Source organism: Pelagibacterium mangrovi (assembly GCF_036662815.1).
Classification (GTDB): Bacteria; Pseudomonadota; Alphaproteobacteria; order Rhizobiales; family Devosiaceae; genus Pelagibacterium; species Pelagibacterium mangrovi.
In genome coordinates, this window is record NZ_JBAFXA010000006.1 from 234,860 (window position 1) to 256,470 (window position 21,611).

Sequence of the window (21,611 nt, forward strand, 5' to 3'; positions counted from 1 at the left end):
GATGGCCTCGTTTTTTCCGTTCGTCCCCGGGCGAGCCCCAACCGACACTATGCCGTTCCGGGTGATCCGAACAAGGGCCATTAAGACTTCGTCAAGGTTAACAGTCCGCTAACGAATCTGGATCAATGTGGGACACAATGAGTGGACCGGGGGAACGAGTCGACGACATGATCGGCTTTCAGCCATATGAGACATTCCAGTTGCTGATCGAAACCGGCGGCATCGAACGCGCCAACACCCTTCTGGTGGCGGCGTGCGATGCCTATGCGCGGCGGGCAAAGCCGTTGCCCGCCGAAGCCGAGCAGTTCGAAACGCTGGCAAAGCGGCTGTTCCCCGCCGCCGCTGTGGAAGCGCGCACCAGGGCGGCCGGCATCCTCGCCAGCGCGCAGAACCTGACGCCGGCGCTGGAAATCCTCGTTTACGAAAATCTCGGCAAAGGGCTTATCGCCCACCTCGAAAACGCGCCAAGACTTTCGGAAGACCTGCTGCTGCGGCTTGTCGAAAAGGGCGAAATCGATGTGATCGCCGCCGTGGCGCGGCGGCCCGACCTTACCAGCGGCGTGTTGGCACGGCTGTTTCCCATCAACAGCCGCAAGGTTTATCGCGCGCTGGCCGGCAATATGGCGATCCCACCGCGCGGGGCCTATCTCAACGCGCTGACGCGGTCGGCCGCGATGGATCGCGAGGTCGCCGCGATCCTTGCGGGGCGGGCAGATTTCGACGCCGCGCTTGTTACCGATCTGTTTTTCGACCTGCCCGAGGATGGGCGGATCGGCGTGCTCAACGCCTATCGCAAGCGCGATTTGCCCCAGGTGCCCATGATGCGCACCTTCGAGCAGATTTCGGTGGCGACCGGGGAATTCACCGGCGCGCTGATGAAGCTCTTTTCGGAGAACCGGCGACCCAAGATCACGCGCCTGCTCCAGCAGATCACCGGGCTGGACGAATTGCTGTGCGCCGAAATTGCGCACGATACCAGCGGCGCGGCGCTGTTCGTGGTGCTGCGGGCGTTCGGGTGCACCTCCTATGACGGGCTCAAGGTGTTGATTCACGCGACGAGCCATGACGCGGACCGATCCAAGACGCTGGCGGGGTTTGCCCGGCTGTTTGAAGACGTCAGCGTTTCGGCGATGGTCTATGTGATGAGCGTGTGGCGTGGGGACGTCAGGACCACGGAATTGACCAACCCGCAGTACAGCCGGTTCGTTGAGCCGAGCCGACGGACGCCGGACGCCAAACCGACCCGACGCAATGTCGGCGACGAGGCGCTGGAAGCACTCGACAAGCTGCAATCGACCCGCAAGGCCGGTTAAAAAACTTCAGGCGCTGCCGATTACTGGACCCCGGATCAAGTCCGGGATGACAGTATGGAGCGGCGAAGGCTTTGGACACACGTCAGGCTCAGACCACATCGACCCCGATATCGTCGCCCCGCATGTCCAGCGAAAGGACCCAAAGGTCCTGATCGAAGGAGATTTCGCGGGCGATGCGGTCCTTTACGGTCAGCGGATCGGTGTGCGCGAAGCGCCTCTGGAAGACCCGATCGTCCGGGGGAGGATCGAGCAAGGCACCGGGCGCCGGGGTAAACAGCGAGATCGTGCCGTCGAGGTGATCGACTTCGATCCAGACCTGGCCGGCGATCGCGTCTCCCCTTCGGGAGACCACGCAGAAATTGCCCTTGTCGTTGTGGCGGCGCACAAAGGCGGAGCACCAGATATCGGACCGCAATTGCTGCATGGCGTGGCCCTTAAAGATAAGCGCCCGCTTCGACCAGCATCTGGCGCAGCACGGGGGAAACCTCGCCGGTCGGCCTGTAGTTGTTGAAAATCTGGAACTGGCGGATGGCGCGGGCCGTGGCCTCGTCGGCAACGCCATTGACCGGAGCCTGCAGGAAGCCGAGCCGGCTCAGGCCGCGCTGGATATCGCTCACCAGATCGCTGTCTAGGGCCGGCGGGACGTCAGGCTGTGCGCTTTCCGCCAGCGGTGCGGCAGGCGTGGGCGCGTCGGGCGAAATATCGGCGACGGTCTGACGCTCCTGAGTGGTCGGTTCAACCGGCTCGACGGGCGCGGAGGCTGCCTCCTGCTGCATCTGGGCGACGAGCGGGGCGATATCGTCTGTGTTGGGTTCGGCGGCAACCGAAGGCGTGGGTGCGGGAGCCGGCGCTTCGGAAGTCTGAAGCGGTGCGTTGCGGACGGCGTCGATGACCTGCGGGGTTGCCGCGCCCGTGCGGGGCAGGTTGAAACGGGATTCGAAGGCGCGGATGGCATCGGCGGTCTTGGGACCGTAATAGCCATCGACCGTGCCCTGGAAGAAGCCCAGCGCCTGCAGCTTTTCCTGCAGATCGGCGATGTCCTGATTGCCGATGGCCGGTGTGGACGGTTCGGCGGGCGGTTGAGTGGATTGGGTGGTGGTCGGGTCGGGCGCGGGATCTACGGCAGAGGTCCGTTCGACCACCGGCTGTTCGACCGGGCGTTGCGGGATGGCTTCGGGTTCGACGACCACGGGCCGGATCTGCGCGGGCGTGGCCGAGCCCGAGACAAACAGCGGCGCGGGATGGCGCTCGTCCTGGAGAAACAGGGCGTTGGTGGCGGCCAGCAGCGTCAGGCCCGACACAAGGACGAGCCCGGTGGAGGCCATTGGGGAGCGGAGGAAATGATTGGCGCCCCATGAAAAGGCGCGGCCAACGACATCGACGGCGCCCGCACCGACGGCCAAGGGAATCTGGGCAAAGGCTGACGTCATTGTGCTGCGCTTCTTTTTTCGTCTTCGAGCCATTTGTCTTCGTCGCTGTCGCGTCTCGTCTTGTAGAGGTGTTCGATGTTGGCCGTGCGCATGGCGCACGAGGGACCATCGATGGGAAGCAACACGCTGACCGTGGTGCCGGTGCCCGGTTCGGAGAGGACTTCGAGCCGCCCTTCATGCAGCGACACGAGGCCGTTGACGATGGAAAGGCCCAGCCCCGTCCCTTCATAACGCCGGGACAATCCATCCTGGGCTTGGAGGAACGGTTCGCCGATCCGCTCGATCGTTTCCGGATGCATGCCTACACCCGAATCGGTAACCGAGATGTTGAGCATCCGTCCCTGGCGCTTGAGGGCCAGCGTGACGCTGCCGCCATCGTGACTGAATTTGACGGCGTTGGACAGAAGATTGATCAGAATCTGCCGGCAGGCCCGCTCGTCGCCCACGATCTGGGGCAGCCGCTCGGGGATGGCCGTGTGGATGGTGATGGCGCGGTCGCGGGCGAGTTTTTCCACCATTTGCAGGCAGGGTTCGACCAGCCCCTGGGGGGCGAACAGCTCGGCGTGAACCTCGAACTTGCCGGCCTCTATCTTGGACATGTCGAGCAGCATGTTGACGACGTCGAGCAAATGATGGCCGCTGCGGCTGATATGGCCGGCATATTCCTCATGCGTCGGCGAGAGCGTGCCGCCGATCCCTTCGGACATCATGTCGGAAAATCCGACGATGGCGTTGAGCGGCGTGCGCAATTCGTGGCCGATGGTGGCCAGGAACCGCGACTTGGCTTCGGAGGCGTCTTCGGCCTGCCTGCGCGCGGTTTCGAGCTGGCGTTCGGCATCCTTGCGGGCGCCGATGTCGCGCAGGACGCCCAGGACTTCGCAAGGGGTGGTCGCGTCGAGTTCGGCGGGCATGGGGGCAAGCGAGAGTTCCACCCAGACATATCGTGCTCTGACGCCGGGCTCGCTGGCGTCGCGACGCAGACGCAATTCGAGGGTGGCGGGCGCGGCGCCATTGGCGGCATCGGAGATGGCCTTGCGATAGGCCGGGCGGTCCATGACATGGACACGCTCGAAAAGCCCGGCGCCGTCGAGTTCGAACGGGCGGCACGCGAGGAGAGCGCTGGCGGAGCGGGAGACGAACACGGGCGTGCCCTCGGCGCCGTAGCGGACGACAGCGCCGAGCATGGTTTCGGCAAGCGCCGCGAAGGTGTGCGTCTGGTAGGTGGGCGCTTCCCTGGGGAGGGTTTCGAGACGGGCGAAGGTCATGATGGCGACGGCGGCAGCGACGCCCAGCACCGCAAGAATGGCGATGGAAGCGACCATCGTCGCCGGAGTGGAATTGCCGCCCAACAGCAGGACGAGAACGAGGGGAAGCGCAAGGGCGAGGCCAGCGGCCACAAAGAGCGTATTGAGCTGAACCATTCGCCTCATGGCCTCGGCGCGGTCCGCCACACGGGCGAACGGCAACCATTGGCTCGCGACACTCAACACTGCAAACAGATTACGCATGAACGCTCGACTCTTGGGACCACGGTACGCTGTGGCCTGGCTTTCGGGAGGTGCTCCCTCGGCATGCGCCACACTTCCACCCAAGCCCTAAAACACCCTTAAGTCTTCGGGGTTTGGGAGCCGGGAGCGGAGAATCAGGCAACGCGCGAGGGCGATTTCTGGGGGTAGCGTAAACAGAGTCTTGCTTAACGGGGTCCTCTGGCGACCGGCGGCATTGGCATAAAATTTTAGGCAAGTTTTCCAACAATGCTTCACATCGACAGCGCTAGGTTGTTCACTAAGTTGTCCACGCGTTTGAGGACGTCCAAAGGTACAGCGTATGTTTCTGGTCCGCTCGGCATTCTGGCTTTCTGCCGCTTTCATCGTCATGGCACCGACCGTGGGGATGGATGTGGGCGAGGCCGCGCGCTCGACCGGGAACCAGTTGATCAGCCAGGGCACGCAGGCCGCTACCGATGTGTTGCTGCCGGAAAGCTGCACGACGGTCGAATGCATGGTCGGGCGTTCGGTGTTGAGCCAGGTGGGCGCGGCGTCCGCGACCGAAATTGCCGAAGCGCCGGAGGTGGCGGCGCCGGCGTTGGAGCCGGCATCGGCTTTTCCCCCTCCCCGTCCCGATTGGGCGTACTGAGCGTTCTGCCTCTTTTCTTACGGCCTGCCAGGGTCTAAACAGCAGATATGAGCAAGACGACGCCTGCCTTCGACGAGATTGCCGAAAACCTTTCCTTCCTGGACGATTGGGAAGATCGATACCGCTACATCATCGAACTGGGCCAGCAGCTTGCCCCGCTGGCCGACGGTGAGCGGTTGGCCGACAACAAGGTATATGGCTGCGCGTCGCAGGTGTGGCTGGTGACCGAGAGCGCGGCGGGGGCTAATGGGACGATCCTTACGTTCCGTGGCGATTCCGACGCCATGATCGTCAAGGGGCTGATCGCCATCGTTCTGGCGCTGTATTCGGGCCGGGTCGCCGCCGATATTGCGGCGACGGACGCCATGCCTATTCTCGATTCGATCGGGCTGCGCGAACATCTTTCCACGCAGCGTTCCAATGGGCTGGCCGCCATGGTGACGCGACTACGCGGCGACGCGCAGGCGGCGGCACAGCCGAGCTAGCCAAATTCTGCGGGGCGGGCGCCCTCTTCCATCCATGTCTGGACCCGCGTCGTCGAGGCTCCCGTTGCATTCGAGGTGAGCCCGAAGCGCTGGGCAGCGGCTTCGAGCCCGATGCGCAGCACGAGCTTGGCGCTGCGGCGCGGCCAGCCACGTTCGGTCTCGGCCTCCTGCAAGCCCTTTTCGAAACCGCAGATATCGACGACCAGATCGGCGCAATCGGCCGGCAGGGCGGCATAAAGGCCCGCCAATTGTCGGCGGGCATCGGCGGCCATGTCGCCAATGTCATTGCCATGGCCGCGTCCGCCCCCGATGCGGGGACCATAATGCATGGTGACGCGCGGACGCAGGTGGCTCCGTTCAAAAAGCGCCTGCACCCGCCGCGCGGCCTCCAATTGGTGCGGTTCGAGGAAAGCGGGCTCCCCGCCCCTGCCCCGGCCAAGAAGCGCCAGGGCGCCGGGCATGTCGCGATCAGAGATGGGCATGGAACGCCTCCATCTTGACCCGCGCGCCTGCATTGCGTGCGCTATCGATTTGGGCTTCGAGCGCCAGGATGCGGATATCGGCGGGGCTGCCCTCGTCGCGCCCGTCTTCCACCTGCCGGCAGGCGTGGGCGACTGTGGTGCGGTCGCGCCCGAAGAACTGGCCGACCTCGGTCAGTGTAATGCCCAAAAGGGTGTGGCAGAGGTACATGGCCAATTGGCGCGCGCTGGCCGTGTGCAGGCGCATGCGCGAACGCGCGAAGAAATCGCAGTAGCGCACACCCGTGGCCGACGCCACGGTGAGCACGACCAGCCGGCAATCGCGCCGACGTGCCGGCGTCAGCTTCTCGCGGCCTCGCCCGCTGTTGCAAATCCAGATCATCATAGGACCACTCTCTCATATATAGGATATAATTCCTATAATGGAGAGTGCGGATAGCGGGGATAAGTGCCGGTGGACGATCTTAATCGGGTTCGAGGTGGCGGGGACGAAATTCGCTTAGACGTAAAAAAGGGGCCGCTGACGCGCCCCCTTTAAAACACGGCGGTGGAAAAGGCTTAGCCTGCCTTGCGGCCCAGCCCGTTATCCTTGGCGAGCTGGGAACGGGTTGCCGAATAGGAGGGGGCAACCATCGGGTAGTCGGCCGGCAGGCCCCATTTCTCGCGATATTCTTCGGGCGAAAGATTGTAATGGGTGCGCAGGTGACGCTTCAGCGACTTGAACTTTTTTCCGTCTTCCAGGCAGATGATGTAATCGGGGGTGACCGACTTGCGGACGGGAACCGCGGGCTTTTTCTCTTCGGCCGGGACCACGACCTCTTCAGTACCCAGCGCTTTGAGCGCAGCATGTACATCGGCAATCAAGCGGGGAAGATCAGTCGGGCTGATCGCATTGTGGCTTACATAAGCTGCAACGATATCAGTACTGTATTCGACAAAATCAATGTCTGCCTTGTTCTCGGCGGGGGCCAGAGCGGTCATCGTAAATCCCTTCTTGGGTGTGAGGGCTATTCATCGGCGGTCAAAGATCGCCAGCCGATCCAATCCCGATCACTTACTGTTGTTTTTTCCGGTTGGCAAGCATTGGGATACAACTTGTCAAAATTTAGGGCAAATCGTCATTTACTTGGAAGATCGCCGGTATTCTCCAACTCATCCACCACAAATCCGGCGGGAGGCCTATAACCGGCAATATAGGCGGCGCGCGCCAGAAGATGGGCGGAGATGGGCGCGGTGAGCATGAAAAAGACGATGCCCAGCACCGCCCGCAACATCACTGCCCCATCGAAGCTGACCAGCACTATGGCCAATAGAGCGAGGCCCGACCCTACGGCGCCGGCCTTGGACGCGGCATGCATGCGCGTATAAAGATCGGGGAGCCGCACGATGCCAAAGGCTGCGAGGAAGCTGAAGGTTGCCCCGCAAATCAGCATGATTCCGGCGATATAATGAAGAGCCTCGACGATCATTTCCGCTCCTCCTCGAGATGGTCTTCCTGGGCTGCGTTATTGATCTGCCAGCGCTGGAACACGAAGCGGGCGAAGGCCACGGTGGAGAGAAAGCCGACGAGCCCCAGGGCGATGGCGATGTCGAGATAGAGGGTGAAGCCGGTGCGCAGGGCGATGACGACGATATAACCGATGGCGACGGCCACCAGCATATCGAGGGCAAGAATACGGTCCGGAAGGCTGGGGCCGACAATGATGCGGTAAATTGTCACAAGTAAAGCGAGAGACAGAATACCCAGCGCTATGGTGGTGGCGAGGTGAAGGAATTCAGGACCGGTCATCATTGAAACACCTCGATGATCCGCGCTTCGAACCCGTTCTTGATCGATGCGATGGTCTCTTCGCGATCATGCATTTCGAGGACGTGGATGTAGAGCACACTGCGGTCTTCCGAAACGTCGACGCTCAGGGTGCCCGGAGTGAGCGTGATGAGATTGGCCAGAAGCGTGATCTGCACGTCGGATGTAACCGTGAGCGGATAGGCGATGATGGAGGGGGCCAGCCGTTTTTTCATATTCGGCGAAACCACGAGGATCGCCACGCGCCACGCCGACAGCGCAAGTTCGACAATGAACAGCAAGGCCAGCGACAACACCCGCCCCAGGCGAGTGGCGAGATGGGGGCGGCCAATCCGGTCGCGGATGAACAGGGCGGCGATGCCGCCGACCAACGCGCCCAACAGCAGGTTGAGGACCGTGAAGCTGCCGGTGACAGCGGCCCATATGAGCGAAAGCGCGACGACGAGAAAGACGAAGGTCATGGCTGGGGCACCTCGGCGAACACGGCATCAATGTAGCGTTCGGGCGAAAGCATATCACGGGCGGCAATACCCGAGGCGCTGAACAGCCAGTTCGGGAACAGGCCCAGCACGATGATGACTGCGAAAAGCGCAATGGTCGGCGCAAGACCGAAGGCGGTTTCGGTTCTGTCGAGGCGGCGGAGATCGGGATTGGGCTGCTCGGACCGATCCCCCTCCTGGCCGTTGCGCCAGAAGATGTGGGCCCAAAGACGGCTGGCGGCAATCAGCGTCAGGAAGGAATTGAGCAGCAACGCCGCGACCAACCACCAATTGTCGGCGCGCACCCCGCCTTCAACAAGAAGGATCTTGGGCCAGAGGCCGAGGAAAGGCGGCAGGCCGGATATGGCGAACACCATGACGATAAAGAGGATCGAGACCGGCGCGTTGGCAGCGTAGATGCCGCCCATCTTGCGGATGTCGGTCGTGCCCGTCATGCGTTCGACCAGCCCGGCCAGAAGGTAGAAAGCCGTGATGGCCAGCATGGAATGGAAGGCGTAAAAAACCGCGCCGCCGATGCCGTGCATGGTGCCCAGCGCGAAACCGGCAAAGATCACCCCGATGCCGCCGATGACGAAAAAGCCGATGGCGCGGCGCAGATTGGTCTGCGCCAAAGCGCCCAGCGGGCCGAGGATGAGCGTTGTGAACGCCGTGGCGGCGATGACGCCCTGAAGCTGGGCATGTCCTTCGGGAACCGCCATGACGAGCACCCGGATGGCGGCATAGGCGCCAACCTTGGTGAGAAGGCCGCCGAACAGGGCAGACACCGAAACTGCCGGGGTGTGATAGGAGGCCGGCAGCCATGCATTGGCCGGAAAGGCCGCCGCCTTGACCCCGAAGGAGAAAAGGAACAGCGCGGCGACGGTGACCAGCGGGCCGAGCGGGATGTCCCCGCTTTTGGCGACCAGATCGGCGAAATTGAGCGTGCCGGTGAGGCCATAGAGATAGGCGATGGTCACCAGAAACAGGGTTGTCGCTATGAAGTTGAGGAAGCCGTATTTGATGGCGCCATCGAGCTGAAGGCGACGGCCGCCCAGGATCAGCATGCCGAAGGACGAGATCAGCATCACCTCGAACCAGACATAGAGGTTGAAGATATCGCCGGTCAGGAACGAGCCGCTGACGCCGCAGAGCAACAGCAACAGCATTGGGTAAAAGCCGAAGCGGTGCCCGCGATCGGTCAATTCGGTTTGCGCGTAGAAGGCGACGATCAATGCGGCGATGGATGCGGCGAGCGAGAAGACGGCGCTCGTCATATCGGCGGCGAAGGTGATGCCGAAGGGAGGGAGCCATTTGCCCATGGTCATGGCGACCGGGCCGGATTCGAAAACGCGGACGAGGAGATAGAGGTTGGAGGCCATGATCGCCAGGATCACCGCCACCGCGAAACCCAGTTGCATGTGGCGCTGGCTGCGCAGCATCACCAACAGGCCTGCACCGAACAGGGCAAGCGCCACCGGCCAGACCACCACCCAATCGGCAGCGGGCGTGGCCGCCTCGATCATGGCGGGGGGCAGGTCTAGCGAATCGTATGATGTTCCGGCTGTCGCCATTGTCCAGATTGCCTAATAGCTCAGGGGCGGACGCGGAGCGTCTTCGGGCTCCGCGATGCGCATGTTGTCGGTGTTGTCCGCATCGAGCTCCTGATAGGCGCGATAGCCCAGGACCAGCATGAACGAGAGCAGCGCGAAGCCGATCACGATGGCCGTAAGGATCAAGGCCTGCGGCAGAGGATTGGCGGAGCCTTCGAGAGGCAGATACTCGCCGGCGGGCACGATCGGCGGCACTTCGACGGTGAGCCGCCCGATGGTGAAGATCAGCAAATTGACGCCATTGCCCAGGATCGCCATGCCCAGAAGCATGCGGATCACGGCCTTGGAGAGCAGCAGATAGATCGCTATCGTAAAAAACAGCCCGATCAGGGCGGCAAGTGCGACTTCCATCAGTCCTCCCCTCCGCCGCCTTCGAGCGCCAGCCCGATGGTGCCCACGGCGCCCACGACGACGGCATAGACCCCGATATCGAAAATAAGCGGCGTTGAAAGAGCGATTTCCGACCCGTCGACCTCGAAAATCCACCACAGGCCCGTGAGGAACGGCACCTCGAGGGCGAGCGAGATAAAGCCGGAAATGGCGGCGAGCACGACGCCCAGCCCGGCGAGGGTGATGGGATGCACGCGCAGAGCCTTGCGGGTGGCATCCACGCCCATGGCGATGGAATAGATAAGGATGCCCGAAGCGCCGATCAGCCCACCGATGAAGCCGCCTCCCGGCTCGTTATGGCCGCGTAGAAGGACGAACACCGAAAACACCAGCATCAGGGCCGTGAGCACGGGGGCGGCGGTGCGGAAGATGACTGTATTCATGTCGTGCTCCCTGTTTTTCGCGGCGCCTTGCGGTTGGTGGGCTCGGTGCCGCTCGAGCGGGCGCGCAGCTTGATCAGCGCCAGGATGGCGAGGCCGGCGGCCATGACCACGGAAATCTCGCCCAGCGTATCGATGGCGCGGTAGTCGACGAGGATCACGTTGACGATGTTGCGCCCGTGGGCGATGGGCGTGCTGGTGGCCCGGAACAGTTCGGTGAGCGTCAGATCGAGCTCGGTCTGGAGCACGACGAGTATAAGCAGCGTGATGCCGATGCCCACAGCGAGCGCCACCGCGCCATCGCGGATGGCGGTTTCGAGTTCGCGATGGTCGGTCTGGTCGAGGTGGAGACGGGTCATGACCATTGCGAGGATGATGACCGTCAGGGTTTCGACCATGAATTGGGTGAAGCTCAGATCGGGGGCGCCGAACAGCATGAAGATAACGGCGACGGCAAAGCCCTGGATGCCGAGGGCGACGATGGCTGTCAGCCGCGTTTGCGCGCCGAGGACGGTCAGCAGGCCAATGGCGGCGATGATCACGATGCCCCATTCATAGAAGGTGAGCATGGGCCAAGCGGGGACGGCAGGCAGGCTGCCGGTGGCGATCAGGGGCGCGGAAAGCGAGACGGCCAGCACTGCGAACATCAAAAGCAGATACCATTCGAGACGCCCGTGATGGAGGACCCGCGTCAGCCGATCGGCAAAGCGGATGAGACCGAACATGGCGGCATCGAACCCCTTGTCGAACGTCCAGCCGATGGTCTCGCCCGTCCGGCGCAGGGCCGCGCGAACCGCGTCGGCCTTCCAGAACAGGACCGCGCCGAGTGCCCAGGTAACGATCGAAGCCCAGACGGCAGGATTGGTGATATCGAAAGCCAGATGAATGTGGGCATCCACATCGCCGTTGTAGATCGACGCGCCGGTGGGATTGAGCACGGCGAGATTGAGCCAGTCGGTGAAAAGACCGGCAACAACCCCGAGAATGGCAAGGATCACAGGGCCGATGAAAAGGCTTAACGAGCCTTCATGCGGGGTATGCGGCGTGGGGCGGAGATCGCCCAGGAACGGCTTGAAGGCGACGATAAGGGCGACGACCATCATCAGCGCGTTGCCGATAATGAGAACGGCGAGGAACGCAAGATCGGGCCAGAGGCCGCTCGTCAGCGCCAGATACATCTCTTCCTTGGCGAGGAAGCCGATGGCGATGGGGAAACCAGCCATCGAAATGCCGGCGAGGATGGCCGCGATGAAGGTGACCGGCATGGCCTCGCGCAAGCCGCCCAGAACCGTGATGTCGCGCGTGCCGGTGCCATGGTCGATGGTGCCGGCGATCATGAACATGGCACCCTTAAAGAGCGAGTGGGCGCACAGATAAAGGATGGCGCCGAGAATGGCTTCCTTGGTGCCGAAGCCGATGAGCAGGACCAGAAGGCCCAGCGAACCCAGGGTGGTGTAGGCCAGCATCTGCTTGAGATCTGTCTGGCGCACGGCCAGAATGCCGCCCATCAACAGCGTCGCGCCGCCGAAGAGGGTCAGAATCCAGAACCAGGGCTCGGTGCCGCCCAATACCGGGTTCATCCGCGCCAGAAGATAGACGCCGGCTTTCACCATGGTCGCCGAGTGCAGATAGGCGGAAACGGGGGTGGGCGCTTCCATGGCGTTGGGCAACCAGAAGTGGAGCGGCACCTGCGCGGATTTCGCGAACGCCCCCGCGACCACCAGCAGCAGGGCGACCATATAAAGCGGGCTTTCCTGCACGGAGCCGGCCGTCGTCAGCATGCCGACGAGGCTGTTCTGGCCGGTGATCAGCGTCAGAACGATCAGCCCGGCCAGTAGCGCCAACCCACCACCGCCGGTGACAACGAGGGCCTGAATGGCGGCGCGGCGAGCGGCCTGGCGGCTGTGATCGAACCCGATCAGCAGGAACGAGGTGATCGAGGTCAATTCCCAGAAGACGAACAGGGTGAAGACGTTATCGGCCAGAACGAGGCCGAGCATCGAGCCCATGAACATCAGGATATAGGAAAAAAACCGCCCTTGATGGGGGTGCCCGGCCAGATAGCCGCCCGAATAGATGACGATGAAGGTGCCGATTCCCGAGATCAGCACGCCGAAGACAAGGCTCAGGCCATCGATGAAGAATGAAAAGCTGATGCCATAGGCCGGAATCCAATCGAGACCGGCGCGAATGACGGTCATTTCTGACACCGGGCCGATAAAGCTCAGGAAGGTGGCGAAAATCGCCGCGGGTACGATCGCCAATATCCAGCCCGCCAACGGGCCGGTAAACGTCTTGATCCAGGGCGCGAAGACGGCCGCAATAAAAGGTGCGACCGCAATCAGCGCGACGATGACGTCAAGGCTTGGTCCCAAACGAGCCCCCGAACTTGTTCGCGTCTCTCCGAATCCCCTGGCGGGAATCAGTTTGGCAGACAGTAACGTCCTACAACGCAAGCTCAACCAAAACCGGACGGGGGAACGCGGTGTTGACCCAATAAGTTATGATCACCACATGGGTACAAGCCGACTATAGTGGTCAATTCACAGATACAGGGATGGCGCAACGATGAGCGACACGCACAAGACGTCCAGCGCGGAATGGCGCGAAAAACTGACACCCGAGCAATATCACGTCACGCGCGAGCACGGCACCGAACGGGCATTTTCCCACGCCTATAATGTGGAAAAACGCGACGGCATTTATCATTGCGTCTGTTGCGATGCGCCGCTCTTTACCTCGGAAGCCAAATATGAATCCGGTTCGGGCTGGCCGAGCTTTTTCCAGCCGGTTTCCGAAGACGCGATCAAGGAAGTGGACGACCGCAGCCATTTCATGCGCCGCACGGAAATCCTGTGCGCCAATTGCGATGCCCATATCGGCCATGTCTTTCCCGACGGACCTGCCCCGACCGGCCTGCGCTATTGCACCAACGGGCTTGCGCTGGACTTCAAGCCCGAAGAATAGTGCGCCTGCATTCGAGTCCCCAGGCCTAGAGCATTTCCGCGTTTCTTCGAATCGCTTCAATTGCTCTTAGCCCTTGTTTTATCACGTTTCCGAACCGCAAAAGTGGTATCCACTTTTGCTGGAAACGCTCTAAGGAATTGTGATGACTGACACCGCGCCAATCGCCGCGCTGCGCGCCCATTCGGACACGCGGCACGGGATCACTCGCCAAGACCCCTACACCTGGTTGCGGGCGGACAATTGGCGCGAGGTGATGGCCGACCCTGCCGTGCTGCCCGCCGATATCCGTGCCTATCTCGAAGCGGAAAACACCTGGTATGAAGCCGGGTTCGGCACGCCCACCGAGACGCTGCGGGAGACGATCTACAAGGAAATCCGTGGCCGGATCAAAGAGGACGACGCCTCGGTTCCGGCGCCGGATGGACCGTTTGCCTATGGCTCGCGGACACGCGAGGGCGATCAATATCCGTTGATCGTGAGGACACCGCGCGAAGGTGGCGAGGAAACCGTGCTGCTCGACTGCAACGCCGAGGCGGGCGAAGGCTATTTTGGATTTGGCGGCGCGGAACATTCGCCCTGCCATACGATGGTGGCCTGGGCGGCGGACCGGAACGGATCGGAATATTACACCATCGCCATCCGCGACGTCGCGACGGGGGTCGACCGCGAGGAGCGGATCGAGAAATCGGGCAGCGGGGCGGTCTGGGCCAATGATTCCAGCCGGTTCTACTATGTGGAACTCGACGAGAACCACCGCCCCTTCCGGGTGCGCGAGCATGTGTTGGGGACGCCGCAGGCTGACGATGCGATCGTTTACGAGGAAAAGGACCCCGGCTTTTTCGTGGGCGTGGATATGACGCAATCGCGCCGGTATCTCACCATTTCCGCCCATGACCACCAGACTTCGGAAGTGTGGCTGATCGATGCGGAAAAGGGCGGCGCGCCGTTCTGCGTGGAAAAGCGGCACGAGAATACCGAATATTCGCTCGAGGAGCGGGGCGGCACGCTCTATATCCTCACCAATGACGACGAGGCTGAGGACTTCAAGATCGTGACGGCGCCGGTATCGGCACCGGGGGTCGAAAACTGGCCCGACCTTGTGCCCCATGAAGCGGGCCGGCTGATCCTCGATATCGAAGTGCTCGCCAATCACCTCATCCGCCTCGAACGCAAGGACGGCTTGCCGCGTATAGTGGTGCGCGATTTGCGCGACGGGAAAGAAGAAACTATCGCCTTTCCCGAGGAAGCCTATTCGCTTGGGCTGATCGGCGGGTATGAGTTCGACACCTCAACCATCCGCTTCTCCTATTCCTCGCCGACCACGCCGTCCCAGGTTTTCGACATGGACCTCGAAACCGGCGAGCGGGTGCTGCGCAAGGAGCAGGAAATACCCTCGGGGCATGATCCGGAACTCTATGAAACTCGGCGCCTGTTCGCCACCGCGCCCGATGGCGAGGAGGTGCCGGTCACCCTGCTTTATCGCAAGGGGCTCGAACTCGACGGGAGCGCGCCGTGCCTGCTTTATGGCTATGGCGCCTATGGCCATTCGATGCCTGCCGGCTTTTCTGTTTCGGTGCTTTCGCTGGTCGACCGCGGGTTCGTTTATGCTATCGCCCACATTCGCGGGGGGATGGACAAGGGCTATCGCTGGTACAAGAACGGCCGCGCGGCGCATAAGACCAACACGTTTACCGACTTCATCGCCGCCGCCGAAATGCTGATCGAGAGGGGATATTCGGCCAAGGGACGGATCGTCGCCGAGGGCGGTTCGGCGGGCGGCATGCTGATGGGCGCCATCGCCAATATGCGCCCCGACCTCTGGGGAGGCGTGATTGCCGTGGTGCCCTTCGTCGACGTGCTCAACACTATGCTCGACGACACGCTGCCGCTGACACCGCCCGAATGGCCCGAATGGGGCAATCCGATTACCTCGGCCGAGGAATACAAGCGCATTGCGTCCTATTCGCCTTACGACAATGTCGAAGCCAAGGACTATCCGCCGATACTGGCGCTGGCCGGGTTGACGGACCCCAGGGTGACCTATTGGGAGCCCGCCAAATGGGTGGCGCGGCTGCGTGCAACCAAGACCGATGACAATCCATTGTATCTGCGCACCAATATGGATGCCGGTCATGGCGGTGCTTCAGGCCGTTTCGAGCGCATCAAGGAGACGGCCATCGTCTATGCCTTTGCGCTTTCGTGCGCTCGATTGGCATAAGTTTCCACTTGGTGCCGTTGCACGCCGGATCGTGCGGCGGTATATAAGAAGCATTGGCTTGGAAAATTCACCAAGCTTACGAATTTTCACTAACGAGACTAAGGAGGCCCTCCCATGAGTTTTTCACTTCCCGACCTGCCGTATGCCTATGACGCACTTGCGCCCTACATGTCGGCGGAAACGCTTGAGTTCCACCACGACAAGCACCATCAGGCCTATGTGACGAACGGCAACAAGCTGCTCGAAGGCTCGGGGCTCGAGGGCAAGAGCCTCGAAGAGATCGTCAAGGAGAGCCATGGCAAGAACCAGGGCCTCTTCAACAACGCCGGTCAGCATTACAACCACATCCACTTCTGGAAGTGGATGAAGCCCAATGGCGGCGGCAAGTCCCTGCCGGGCAAGCTGCAGGCGGCAATCGATTCCGACCTTGGCGGGTTCGACAAGTTCCGTGACGATTTCCTCGCCGCCGGCGCGGGTCAGTTCGGCTCGGGCTGGGCCTGGCTGGCGATCAAGGACGGCAAGCTCGAAGTGACCAAGACGCCCAACGGGGAAAACCCCCTGGTCCATGGCGGCGTGCCGCTGCTCGGCGTCGATGTGTGGGAGCACTCCTACTATATCGACTACCGCAATGCGCGCCCGAAATACCTGGAAGCCTGGTTCGACAGCCTCGTCAACTGGGACTATGTGGCCGAACTTCACGAAGCCAATTCGTAACAAAAACAAACGGTTGCTCTTTGCCATGGCCCGCCTGTCCACAGGCGGGCCATATGCTTTAAGGTTACCGGCACCCTCGCCTTCCGACTCTTTGGGCCCTGTGTTAAGTCTCCGGTAACCATTGGAAATATGCCACGGAGACAAGGCCAAGTGCTGCCCATTCCCACTATTGCGGTACTTTCGAGCAGCCCGGCTTTGACCTCCGTATTGGGGGCGACGCTGCGGCGCGGGCATCGCTGGCGGGTGCGCGAATTTCGCGAAAGCGCGGTGCTTCGGGACTATATGCGCATCGCGCCGCTGGCGCTTCTGGTGACCGATTACGATCTGGCTGACACCAACGCTCCCGAGATCGCGCTGGCCATTCGCTGCGATATCGAGCTTGTAACGCGGCGTGTCCAGATCATCGCGCTGAGCCGGACCGTCGACCCGCAGATGCGGCAAAGATGCGTGCAGGCGGGAATAGACGAGGTCATCGTCAAGCCCATGAGCCCGATCTATCTCGAAGAACGGATCGCCACGCGGCTGAAAGACGGGACATCGGGCTATGTTTCGGCGCTGCCCCACTATCTGGGGCCTGAACGGCGGGACCGGATTTCGATGAGCGATACGCGCGACATACCGCTCGAGCGCCGGGGAGAGAACGTCGTCTCCTTCCTCGCGCACAAGGCGATGCGCGAGCGCGAAATCAGACCAGACGCGTAAGCCTGTTCCACAGATCGTCGAAGGTTTCGGCGACCTGGATCAGCGCATCGATATTGCCGCGCCCGACCGAGGCGACGTCTGCGGCAAAACCTTTCACCACCTCATAGGACCGATTGTGGTTGAGCAGACCCACCGGGCGATTGCTCTGCGCACCACCGGCAGCGGCCCAAGCGCTATAGAGGGTTGCCGCCGTATCGATTCCGCCGGGCATGCCGATCACCACCTGCCCTGCCCCGATGATGCGTATGGCCGCCTCCTCATTGGAGGCTTCATCGAGAACGGTGACACCCTGGGGAACGGTCAAACGGCGCGACATGGGGCCGGTTGCCACGGTGACGCGGCCGCCTGAGGCGAGTGCGGATTCGATCAGCGCGCGGGGCCACTGACCGTTACAGGCCAGGCAATAGAGGTGGGCGCCGTGGCGGGCGATGGTTTCTCCCGCCTGCCGATAAAGCGCCTGGTGAGCGGTGACTCCGCAATCGGCGAAGATGGCGACATTGGTCAATCTTGCCATGATCACTTTCCGCGTGAGAGCGAGCCGAGAATGCCGCGAACGAAGGACTCGCCGGCGCGCCGGGCCACGGTCCGCGCAAAACTGTTAAGCGCTGCTTCCACGGGGGTCTGGCGGCTCGACCGGCGCGGGGCGGTAGTGCGGCTGCGTTCCTTTTCGAGAGCTTCCCGGGCCGCGTCGATTTCGGCATCGCGCAGCGCCTGGGCGGCGCGAGTGTCGAGAATCTCATAGGCGGATTCGCGGTCATCGACGGCGTCGTAAAGGCCGGCGACGGGGCTGGAAGCCAGCACCGAAGACCGCTCCTGGGCGGTCAGCGGACCCATGTGCGAGGACGGCGGGCGGACGAGCGTGCGGCCCACCACCGAGGGGATGCCCTTTTCCTCGAGTACGGAAACCAATGCCTCGCCGGTGCCGAGTTGGGTAATCACCTCGGCGGTATCGAAATCGGGGTTGGGGCGGAAACTTTCGGCGGCGATGCGGACCGCTTTCTGCTCTTTGGGCGTATAGGCGCGCAGGGCGTGCTGGATGCGGTTGCCGAGCTGGGCGAGGACCGGTTCGGGCACGTCGGCGGGGTTCTGCGTCACGAAATAAACGCCGACGCCCTTGGAGCGGACGAGCTTGACGACCTGCTCGATCTTGTCGAGCAGCGCTGCGGGTGCCTCGTTGAAAAGCAAATGCGCCTCGTCGAAAAAGAAGACGAGCTTGGGCTTGTCGGGGTTGCCCACTTCGGGGAGCTGCTCGAAGAGTTCGGACAGCAGCCAGAGCAGGAAAATGGCGTAAAGGCGCGGGGAGCGCATGAGTTCGTCGGCGGCGAGGATGGAGATATAGCCCCTGCCCTGCGCGTCGGTGCGCATCAGGTCGGAAATATCGAGGGCGGGTTCGCCGAAGAAGTTCTCGCCACCCTGCTGTTCGAGAACCAGGAGGGCGCGCTGGATGGCGCCGACCGAGGCCGTGGAGATGTTGCCATAGCGGGCCGAAAGCTCGGCGCGGCGTTCGGCGACATGGGTCAAAAGTGCCCGTAAGTCCTTGAAATCGAGGAGAAGAAGCCCTTCGTCATCGGCCAGTTTGAAGGCGGCGTTGAGGATGCCTTCCTGGGTGTCGTTGAGCTCGAGCATGCGCGAGAGAAGCAGCGGGCCCATCTCGGAAACCGTGGTGCGGACCGGGTGGCCCTGGCGGCCGAAAAGATCCCAGAAGATGGTTGGGAAATTCTCGAATTTGTAGTCGGAAAACCCGATCTTCTCGGCGCGTTCGGCCAGGAAATCCTGTGGCTCTCCGGGCTTTGCGAGACCGGCCACGTCGCCCTTGACGTCGGCGCAGAAGACCGGAACGCCGGCGCTGGAAAAGCCCTCGGCGAGGATTTGCAGCGTCACCGTCTTGCCGGTGCCGGTGGCGCCGGTGACGAGGCCATGGCGGTTGCCGTATTCGAGGTGGAGATATTCGGGGCGCGTGCTGGTTCCCAGGTAAACGGCGTCGCTAACGAGCATGGGCGATATGATCCGATTCAACAGCGGGGACCAATCTATAGCGGGGGTTAAGCGCCGACCACAAGGATTCACCCTATGGATCGATATTGCTGGTGTTGAAGCATGTATTGACCGTTAGGTTGGCGGAAACGGAGCAGATGATGAAAATCACGCGGCGCAAGGCCATGATCGGGGGGGCGATGGGCGCTTTTTTCAGCCCGTTCATCGCCGGAAAATCTCTGGCACAGGATGCCAATCTCCTCCCCGACGCCGATTTCGATCAGACCGCTGCGCTGCAGGCGGCGATCGATACGGCGAGCGGGTCCGGACATCTGTTTGTCGGCGCGGGGCGCTATCGCGTGAGGGGGCTTCGGCTACCATCCGGGTTTATGCTTACGGGCGTTCCGGGGGCGACGGTGCTGGTCCATGCCGGGAGCGACCCCCTGTTGCTCGTGGAGGGGCAGGAGGATGTTTCGATCGTCGGGATGGGGTTCGACGGGAGCGGTGCTGGGGGTGAGCTTTGGCATGGGGGGCTGGTTCATGTTGCCGACAGCAGCAACGTCATCGTGCGTGATTGCGCGATCGGCAACACGGCACTCAACGCGATAACGCTGTTGGCGAGTTCGGGGCGTGTCGAGAACTGCCGGGTGAGCGGATCGGACTATACCGGAATTTTTGTCTATGACGCCGCCGGGGTGTGGGTCGATGGAAACACCATCACCGACTGCGGCAATGGCGGGATCAGGGTGTGGCGCGGAGAAGCGGGGGCGGATGGCACGATGGTCACCGGCAACCGGATCGGCGACATCGACTGGACCGATGGCGGCAACGGGCAGAACGGAAACGGGATCAATATTTTCCAGGCCGATGGGGTGATCGTCGCCGACAATCATATCTCGGACTGCGCCTTTTCGGCGGTGCGGCTCAACGCCACCAACAATACCCAGATCAGTGGCAACACCTGCCTTGCCAGCGGGGAGGTGGCGATTTTCTCCGAGTTCGCGTTCACGGGGTCGGTCATCGCGGGCAACATCATCGACGGGGCGGCGGCCGGGATTTCGATGACCAATTTCACCGATGGCGGCCGGCTGGCGGCGTGCACCGGCAATATCGTGCGCAATCTTTATGAGCGGTCAGAGGTCAATCCCGACCTCGACAGCCCCTATGGCATTGCGGCGGAAGCCGATGCGATCATTTCGGGCAATATCGTCGAGAGCGTGCCGGGGACCGGGATCGTCGCGGGATGGGGGCCGTATCTGCGCGACGTGACCATCAGCGGCAATCTGGTGCGCGAAGTGGAATTCGGGATTGCGATCAGCGTGGCCGACGAGGCAGGCGCGGTCAGCGTGGTGGGCAATACGATCACCGAGGCCCGGCAGGCTGCGATCACCGGCAATGCGTGGTGGGATATCATTTCGGACGATCTCGCGGCGGAAGCGGAGCGCTATCCGCAGGTCACCCTGCGCGGCAATCGGGTGCTATAGGCTCAGTCGGGCGGCGTCGGTCGCTTCGAGATATCCCACGTCCATGCCGGTCCAGTTGCGCTGGAGCTGGCGGGCGCGGCTTTCGAGGACCTTGGCTTGCGCCGGCGTGGGATCGGCGATGGCAAGCAACAGGGCGGCGACCATTGCGGTTGCGGCGGGCACGGAGCCATCATCGCATTTGAGCGCGAAGCCGAGCCCCTTGTCGCGCAGCGCGCCGCAATAAACGCCGTCGGCGCCGAATTTGAGCATCAGCCGCCCCTCAAATGCCTCCATGGCTTGGGTGTCGAACGATCCGGTTCCGCCGACAAGAAAGGGGTGATGCGTGGCCGCATCGAAGATGGCAGTGGCGGCAGCGGCGGTTTCGGGGGCCAGTCCTTCGCCGGTGGCCATGCGGGCAAAGCCCCTGGCGAAAGCGTGGATGGGGGCGGCCCAGGTGGGGATCGAGCAACCATCGGTGCCGCACTTCCCCTCGGTCAGCGGATGGTCGAGCACGTCCTCGATGGCGCGGCGGACGCGCTGCTGGACGAGATGGTCGGGCGCCGAATAACCCTTGGGGTCTTCGCCCATTGCGCGGGCGACGGCCAGCATGCCCGAATGCTTGCCCGAGCAGGCGTTGTGAAGGGCGCTGGGTTTGCCGCCCTGGGCAAACAGCGCCTTGCGCGCGGCCGGATCGATGGGCGGATGGGCGCCACATTCGAGCGCGGTTTCATCGAGGCCGATGGCGGCGAGGATCGAGGCGGCGAGCTCGGTATGGGCCGGCTCGCCATTGTGGGACGCACAACTCAGGGCGATGGCCGGCTCGCCCAGGCCAAACCCGACATTGGCGCCGGTGGCGAAAATGGGCAGCGCCTGCATGGCCTTGATGGCGGAACGGGGGAAAATATCGACGGAGATATCGCCGACGGAAGCGAGGACGGCGCCTTGGGCATCGGTTACGCAAATGGCGCCACGATGGCGGTTTTCCACCCAGTTTCCGCGCACCGATTGCGCCAGCACAGGATTGGCCGTCATAAAAAAATCCCCACGGAAAACGTGTCCTGGTG

General features: G+C 62.4%; 24 protein-coding genes. 8 read left to right on the top strand and 16 right to left on the bottom strand.

Translation table 11 applies throughout. The annotated features are described in order from the left end of the window. Positions 1-167: 167 nt before the first annotated feature. Positions 168-1,313: a DUF2336 domain-containing protein gene (locus V4T21_RS12335; protein WP_332717137.1), complete on the top strand. Its 1,146-nt coding sequence runs from the start codon at positions 168-170 to the stop codon at positions 1,311-1,313. 88 nt (positions 1,314-1,401) lie between these two features. On the opposite strand, the gene V4T21_RS12340 is transcribed toward V4T21_RS12335, so the two are convergent. The 3 genes from V4T21_RS12340 to V4T21_RS12350 are packed head-to-tail and all read right to left on the bottom strand — an operon-like array spanning position 1,402 to position 4,251. Beyond that, positions 1,402-1,737 carry a DUF1491 family protein gene (locus tag V4T21_RS12340; protein ID WP_332717139.1) on the bottom strand — a complete coding sequence of 112 codons (336 nt, stop codon included), beginning with the start codon at positions 1,735-1,737 and terminating at the stop codon, positions 1,402-1,404. Positions 1,738-1,747: 10 nt separating this feature from the next. After that, positions 1,748-2,743, bottom strand: a complete 996-nt coding sequence (locus V4T21_RS12345) for a peptidoglycan-binding domain-containing protein (RefSeq protein WP_332717142.1) — start codon at positions 2,741-2,743, stop codon at positions 1,748-1,750. After that, a complete protein-coding gene (locus V4T21_RS12350) occupies positions 2,740-4,251 on the bottom strand; it encodes a sensor histidine kinase (RefSeq protein ID WP_332717145.1) in 1,512 nt (503 codons plus the stop codon). Before V4T21_RS12350 ends, V4T21_RS12345 begins: the two co-directional genes overlap by 4 nt. A gap of 319 nt (positions 4,252-4,570) precedes the next feature. Here V4T21_RS12350 and V4T21_RS12355 point away from each other — a divergent pair, with 319 nt between their 5' ends. After that, positions 4,571-4,879, top strand: a complete 309-nt coding sequence (locus tag V4T21_RS12355) for a hypothetical protein (RefSeq protein WP_332717147.1) — start codon at positions 4,571-4,573, stop codon at positions 4,877-4,879. Positions 4,880-4,926: 47 nt separating this feature from the next. Continuing rightward, complete coding sequence (locus V4T21_RS12360) at positions 4,927-5,364, top strand: SufE family protein (RefSeq protein ID WP_332717149.1); 438 nt, start codon at positions 4,927-4,929, stop codon at positions 5,362-5,364. Here V4T21_RS12360 and V4T21_RS12365 read toward each other — a convergent pair. The 10 genes from V4T21_RS12365 to V4T21_RS12410 form a co-directional block, all read right to left on the bottom strand. Beyond that, positions 5,361-5,846 carry a DUF6456 domain-containing protein gene (locus tag V4T21_RS12365; RefSeq protein ID WP_332717151.1) on the bottom strand — a complete coding sequence of 162 codons (486 nt, stop codon included), beginning with the start codon at positions 5,844-5,846 and terminating at the stop codon, positions 5,361-5,363. The two genes, V4T21_RS12360 and V4T21_RS12365, sit on opposite strands and share 4 nt — an antisense overlap. Further along, positions 5,833-6,228 carry a helix-turn-helix domain-containing protein gene (locus V4T21_RS12370; protein WP_332717153.1) on the bottom strand — a complete coding sequence of 132 codons (396 nt, stop codon included), beginning with the start codon at positions 6,226-6,228 and terminating at the stop codon, positions 5,833-5,835. Before V4T21_RS12370 ends, V4T21_RS12365 begins: the two co-directional genes overlap by 14 nt. A gap of 173 nt (positions 6,229-6,401) precedes the next feature. After that, positions 6,402-6,824: a Ros/MucR family transcriptional regulator gene (locus V4T21_RS12375; RefSeq protein WP_332717155.1), complete on the bottom strand. Its 423-nt coding sequence runs from the start codon at positions 6,822-6,824 to the stop codon at positions 6,402-6,404. 137 nt (positions 6,825-6,961) lie between these two features. Then, on the bottom strand, positions 6,962-7,312 hold the full coding sequence (mnhG, locus tag V4T21_RS12380) for a monovalent cation/H(+) antiporter subunit G (RefSeq protein ID WP_332717158.1): 351 nt from the start codon (positions 7,310-7,312) through the stop codon (positions 6,962-6,964). After that, positions 7,309-7,635, bottom strand: a complete 327-nt coding sequence (locus tag V4T21_RS12385) for a cation:proton antiporter (protein WP_332717161.1) — start codon at positions 7,633-7,635, stop codon at positions 7,309-7,311. Before V4T21_RS12385 ends, mnhG begins: the two co-directional genes overlap by 4 nt. Continuing rightward, positions 7,632-8,111: a Na+/H+ antiporter subunit E gene (locus V4T21_RS12390; protein ID WP_332717164.1), complete on the bottom strand. Its 480-nt coding sequence runs from the start codon at positions 8,109-8,111 to the stop codon at positions 7,632-7,634. Before V4T21_RS12390 ends, V4T21_RS12385 begins: the two co-directional genes overlap by 4 nt. Beyond that, a complete protein-coding gene (locus tag V4T21_RS12395; RefSeq protein ID WP_332717168.1) occupies positions 8,108-9,700 on the bottom strand; it encodes a Na+/H+ antiporter subunit D in 1,593 nt (530 codons plus the stop codon). The genes V4T21_RS12390 and V4T21_RS12395 overlap by 4 nt, the downstream gene beginning before the upstream one ends. A gap of 12 nt (positions 9,701-9,712) precedes the next feature. Beyond that, complete coding sequence (locus V4T21_RS12400; RefSeq protein WP_332717171.1) at positions 9,713-10,090, bottom strand: Na+/H+ antiporter subunit C; 378 nt, start codon at positions 10,088-10,090, stop codon at positions 9,713-9,715. Then, positions 10,090-10,512, bottom strand: a complete 423-nt coding sequence (locus tag V4T21_RS12405) for a Na+/H+ antiporter subunit B (RefSeq protein ID WP_332717174.1) — start codon at positions 10,510-10,512, stop codon at positions 10,090-10,092. Before V4T21_RS12405 ends, V4T21_RS12400 begins: the two co-directional genes overlap by 1 nt. Continuing rightward, complete coding sequence (locus V4T21_RS12410; RefSeq protein ID WP_332717177.1) at positions 10,509-12,884, bottom strand: putative monovalent cation/H+ antiporter subunit A; 2,376 nt, start codon at positions 12,882-12,884, stop codon at positions 10,509-10,511. Before V4T21_RS12410 ends, V4T21_RS12405 begins: the two co-directional genes overlap by 4 nt. Before the next feature lie 193 nt (positions 12,885-13,077). On the opposite strand from V4T21_RS12410, the gene msrB reads away from it, so the two are divergent. From msrB to V4T21_RS12430, 4 genes are all read left to right on the top strand, one after another. Beyond that, positions 13,078-13,476, top strand: a complete 399-nt coding sequence (gene msrB / locus V4T21_RS12415; RefSeq protein ID WP_332717180.1) for a peptide-methionine (R)-S-oxide reductase MsrB — start codon at positions 13,078-13,080, stop codon at positions 13,474-13,476. A 142-nt stretch (positions 13,477-13,618) separates the two neighbouring features. Beyond that, positions 13,619-15,694, top strand: a complete 2,076-nt coding sequence (locus tag V4T21_RS12420; RefSeq protein ID WP_332717183.1) for a S9 family peptidase — start codon at positions 13,619-13,621, stop codon at positions 15,692-15,694. Positions 15,695-15,808: 114 nt separating this feature from the next. Then, complete coding sequence (locus V4T21_RS12425) at positions 15,809-16,408, top strand: superoxide dismutase (protein ID WP_332717186.1); 600 nt, start codon at positions 15,809-15,811, stop codon at positions 16,406-16,408. Positions 16,409-16,558: 150 nt separating this feature from the next. After that, positions 16,559-17,110, top strand: a complete 552-nt coding sequence (locus tag V4T21_RS12430) for a response regulator (protein WP_332717189.1) — start codon at positions 16,559-16,561, stop codon at positions 17,108-17,110. Here the strand turns inward: V4T21_RS12430 and V4T21_RS12435 are convergent. Continuing rightward, the gene (locus V4T21_RS12435) at positions 17,094-17,624 is read right to left on the bottom strand and encodes a hypothetical protein (RefSeq protein ID WP_332717192.1); all 531 of its coding nucleotides are present in this window, start codon (positions 17,622-17,624) and stop codon (positions 17,094-17,096) included. The genes V4T21_RS12430 and V4T21_RS12435 overlap by 17 nt on opposite strands. Positions 17,625-17,626: 2 nt before the next feature. After that, complete coding sequence (locus tag V4T21_RS12440; RefSeq protein ID WP_332717196.1) at positions 17,627-19,105, bottom strand: helicase HerA-like C-terminal domain-containing protein; 1,479 nt, start codon at positions 19,103-19,105, stop codon at positions 17,627-17,629. A gap of 137 nt (positions 19,106-19,242) precedes the next feature. On the opposite strand from V4T21_RS12440, the gene V4T21_RS12445 reads away from it, so the two are divergent. Continuing rightward, positions 19,243-20,568 (top strand): TIGR03808 family TAT-translocated repetitive protein, encoded by a 1,326-nt coding sequence (locus tag V4T21_RS12445; protein WP_332717199.1) that lies wholly within the window; start codon positions 19,243-19,245, stop codon positions 20,566-20,568. On the opposite strand, the gene V4T21_RS12450 is transcribed toward V4T21_RS12445, so the two are convergent. Then, positions 20,563-21,579, bottom strand: coding sequence for an asparaginase (locus tag V4T21_RS12450; RefSeq protein WP_332717202.1), 1,017 nt, complete (start codon positions 21,577-21,579; stop codon positions 20,563-20,565). The two genes, V4T21_RS12445 and V4T21_RS12450, sit on opposite strands and share 6 nt — an antisense overlap. Positions 21,580-21,611 lie beyond the last annotated feature (32 nt).